Here is a 3710-nt window from a genome sequence, read left to right as displayed (position 1 = left end):
GGCGACGCCGGTCCAGAAGGCCTCGGGACCGATCCCCGTCCCCGGCAGCGCCTCGCTCTCCAGGAAGACGGCCAGCTCATCAGCGACCTGAAGTCCGGCGCGCGGCGTCATCGGCATGGTTCGATCCCGGGGAGTGGAGGCGGCGTGGCTGTAACATTCCGTGATGACCCGACGGAAGTCGAGCGCTTTTCGCAAGCGCGAAGACGATGCGGGCTTGCCGTCGTCGCCGACGGGCGCATCATTCCGGTATGCAAGCATTCGCCTGGCTGCGCCTGCACTGGCCGCTGATCCTCGTTCTGCTGATCGCCGCCTCAAGTCTGGTCTGGCCGGTCGGCGGGGGCTGGCTGAACCGGCTGGCGCTGGGCTGGGATGTCGGCGTCGGCCTGTTCCTGATCGAAAGCGCCTTGAAGCTGTTCCGCGCCCGGTCGCCGGACGACATCCGCAAACGCGCCGCCGCGCTTGACGAGGCCGGGGGCGCGGTCCTGCCACTCGCCGTATTCGCGGCCCTCGCCAGCATCGCCGTCGTCGTGGGCGAGGCTGTCCGGGTTGCCGGCGACAAGGATCAGGCCGGCATGGCGGCCATCGTAGGCCTGGCCACGGTCGCCCTGTCCTGGACCTTCGTGCACACCATCTTCGCCTTCCACTACGCCCACGAATTCTATGCGCCAGAGGCGGCGGGCGGATCACGCGGCAAGGCCAAGGCGGGGGACCGCGGCGGCCTGATCTTCCCGGGCGGCGAGGACCCCGACTACTGGGACTTCGTGCATTTCTCGACGATCATCGGCGTGGCCCAGCAGACCGCCGACATCCAGATTTCCGACAGGGCGCTGCGCCGCACGACGACGGTTCACAGCGTCACGGCCTTCCTGTTCAACACCGTGATCGTGGCCCTGACGGTGAACATGGCGGTCAGCCTGCTGGGCGGCAGTTAACCCCCGCGCCTTGACTTGGCCGCATTGGAAGCCCATTTGCGCTGCGTCGCACAATTGCGATTACCGGCGCCTCCAGCGCGTGTGGGTCTTCCGAACTTCGAAGACCTGACTGTAGCAGTCGCCGGTTCCTCAAGATTCATTCGCTGCCCGGACACGCGGGGCGGCGCCCGATCCACCCCGAAGGTCTCCTCCCCGAGACCCTGTCGGGACTGGCGGTGCGCGGCCTTTCGGCGTTGAGCCATGGCTGATGCGCGTCGCCGCATACGCGAAAGAAGCCGCTCACATGAGCAAGACATTCGACACCTTCGGCCTGAATCCGGCCCTCCTGCAGGCGCTGGCCTCCGAAGGCTACACCACCCCCACCCCGATCCAGGCGCAGGCCATCCCTGACGTCATGGCCGGCAAGGACCTGCTGGGCATCGCCCAGACCGGCACCGGCAAGACGGCGGCCTTCGCCCTGCCGATCCTGCACCGCCTGGCCGCCAACCGCATCCCGCCCGTGCCCCGCACCACGCGCGTCCTGATCCTGTCGCCGACCCGCGAACTGGCCAGCCAGATCGCCGAAAGCTTCAAGAGCTACGGCAAACACCTGGGCTTCCGCGTCGCCGTCATCTTCGGCGGCGTGAAATACGGGCCGCAGGAACGCGCCCTGCAACAGGGCCTCGACGTCCTGGTCGCCACCCCCGGCCGCCTGCTGGACCATATGCAGCAGAAGACGCTGGACCTCAGCCAGACGGAAATCTTCGTCCTCGACGAGGCCGACCAGATGCTGGACCTCGGCTTCGTCAAGCCGATCCGCCAGATCGTCAGCCGCATCCCGGCCAAGCGTCAGAACCTGTTCTTCTCGGCCACCATGCCGGGCGAGATCGGCAAGCTGGCCGGCGAACTGCTCAAGGATCCGGTCAAGGTGTCGGTGACGCCCCAGGCCACCACGGTCCAGCGCATCAGCCAGTCGATCATCCACATCGAACAGGGCCGCAAGCGCGCCCTGCTGACCGAGATGTTCGCCGATCCGGGCTACACCCGCTGCCTGGTCTTCACCAAGACCAAGCACGGCGCCGACAAGGTCGCGGCCTATCTGGAAGCCGGCGGCGTCGAAGCCGGCGCCATCCACGGCAACAAGAGCCAGCCCCAGCGTGAACGCACCCTGGCCGCCTTCAAGGCCGGCAAGCTGCGCGTTCTGGTCGCCACCGACATCGCCGCCCGCGGCATCGACGTGGACGGCGTCTCGCACGTGCTGAACTTCGAGCTGCCCTATGTGCCGGAAGCCTATGTGCACCGCATCGGCCGTACGGCCCGCGCCGGCGCCGACGGCACGGCGATCAGCTTCGTGGCCGGCGACGAGATGAAGCTGCTGCGCGACATCGAAAAGGTCACGCGCCAGAAGATCCCGTCGACCGATCGCCGCAACGACAAGTCGCTGGCCCTGCTGGACCAGTCGATCATGGCCTCGGGCGTCAAGTCCAAGGCCTCGATGCCCGACGACGGCCGCGGCGATCGCCAGCAGCAACGCGGTCCGCGCAACCCGCGCCGCGACGGCGTCAAGCTGGAGGGCGGCGGGCAACCGCACCGCGTCCGCAAGGCCGGTCCGGGCCGCGACGCCCGTCCAATGCCGGAACGCGCCTTCGATCCGCTGGCGCGCGAGCGTCCGCGTACCTCGAACAACGACCCGCGCCACACCTCGGCGCCGGGTGAAACCAAGCCGGCCGGCGAGATCAAACGCCGTCCCCGCAGCCGCCGCCCGTCCAACGGCGGCAAGGGCTACGCGGCCAAGGGCTGATCCTTCCGGCGGCGCAGTCACGCCGCTGATATCGAGACGAAAGGGTGCGGGCCGTCATGCGACGGTCCGCACCTTTGCGTCGGGGCCTCTCCCATGCATTGACAGGCTCTTTCACTTTGCTTTATAAAGTTCTTCATAACCGAAGGAACGAAGCCCATGAAAGTCCTCGCACTGGCCCTCGCCGCCCTGGCCCTGACCACGGGATCCGCCGCCGCGGAGACCGTCACCGTCACCCTGACCGGCGTCCAGGTCCGCCCCGGCCCGATCAAGGCCAGCCTGAACACACGCGACCAATTCCTGCGCGCCGCCCCCGCCTATGAGGCCGTGGCCGAAGCGGCCGCCGGCGGCGTGACCCTGACGTTCCGCAACGTCGCGCCCGGCGACTATGCGCTGATGGTCATGCACGACCTGAACGGCAACGACCGGTTCGACTACGGGACCGACGGCTGGGCCTTCTCGAACAGTTCCCTGCCGATGATGGGCCCGCCCGTCTTCGACGAGCGCAAATTCACGGTCGCCGCCGCGCCGGTGACGCTGACGGAAACGATGCAGTACTGACCGCCGCCGCCGCCGGAGCGATCCGGCGGCGATGTCGCACCCGGGGAACAACGGGGGCCAGCTTGGCCTTACCTCTGCATGCTCCCCCACAGACTCCCCTCTCCGCTGCAAACCCGTATCGAGACCATCGCCGGCGAGCTGACGCGCGTCGAAGGCATGGCCGTGGATTTCTCGACCCCCGTCGGGGCCCCCGCCCTCGCGGCGCCGGACTCGGTGTCGTGGCGGGTGTTCAAGAACCCGATCGCCCTGTTCATCGGCGGCGTCGGCGCCGTGCTGCTGGAACTGGCCGAGCCGAAGGTTCGGGCCGGCGTCTGGGATCACACCAGTTTCCGCACCGACCCGGTCACCCGGCTGAGGCGCACGGGCCTGGCCGCCATGGTCACCGTCTATGCGCCGCGCGAGACGGCCGAGGCCATGATCGCCGGCGTCAGCCGCCGCCA

General features: G+C 68.5%; 4 protein-coding genes. All 4 read left to right on the top strand.

What is annotated here, in order from left to right; genetic code table 11:
- Nucleotides 1-248 precede the first annotated feature (248 nt).
- A complete protein-coding gene (locus V6M42_RS02320) occupies nucleotides 249-932 on the top strand; it encodes a DUF1345 domain-containing protein (RefSeq protein WP_332676876.1) in 684 nt (227 codons plus the stop codon).
- Between the two features lie 283 nt (nucleotides 933-1215).
- A complete protein-coding gene (locus V6M42_RS02315) occupies nucleotides 1216-2712 on the top strand; it encodes a DEAD/DEAH box helicase (RefSeq protein WP_332676874.1) in 1497 nt (498 codons plus the stop codon).
- A 156-nt stretch (nucleotides 2713-2868) separates the two neighbouring features.
- Nucleotides 2869-3270 (top strand): DUF2141 domain-containing protein, encoded by a 402-nt coding sequence (locus tag V6M42_RS02310; RefSeq protein WP_332676872.1) that lies wholly within the window; start codon nucleotides 2869-2871, stop codon nucleotides 3268-3270.
- Nucleotides 3271-3348: 78 nt separating this feature from the next.
- Nucleotides 3349-3710: oxygenase MpaB family protein (locus tag V6M42_RS02305; protein WP_332676870.1), on the top strand; the 362-nt coding region annotated here is incomplete at its 3' end.

This window comes from Brevundimonas sp., assembly GCF_036677305.1.
Taxonomy (GTDB): domain Bacteria; phylum Pseudomonadota; class Alphaproteobacteria; order Caulobacterales; family Caulobacteraceae; genus Brevundimonas.
This window is presented reverse-complemented; position numbering and strand designations above follow the sequence as displayed.

What these genes read in the sequence shown, in the direction of transcription:
- V6M42_RS02320 (WP_332676876.1), top strand. Translation starts at nt 249, where the DNA reads ATGCAAGCATTCGCCTGGCTGCGCCTGCACTGGCCGCTGATCCTCGTT.
- V6M42_RS02315 (WP_332676874.1), top strand. Translation starts at nt 1,216, where the DNA reads ATGAGCAAGACATTCGACACCTTCGGCCTGAATCCGGCCCTCCTGCAG.
- V6M42_RS02310 (WP_332676872.1), top strand. Translation starts at nt 2,869, where the DNA reads ATGAAAGTCCTCGCACTGGCCCTCGCCGCCCTGGCCCTGACCACGGGA.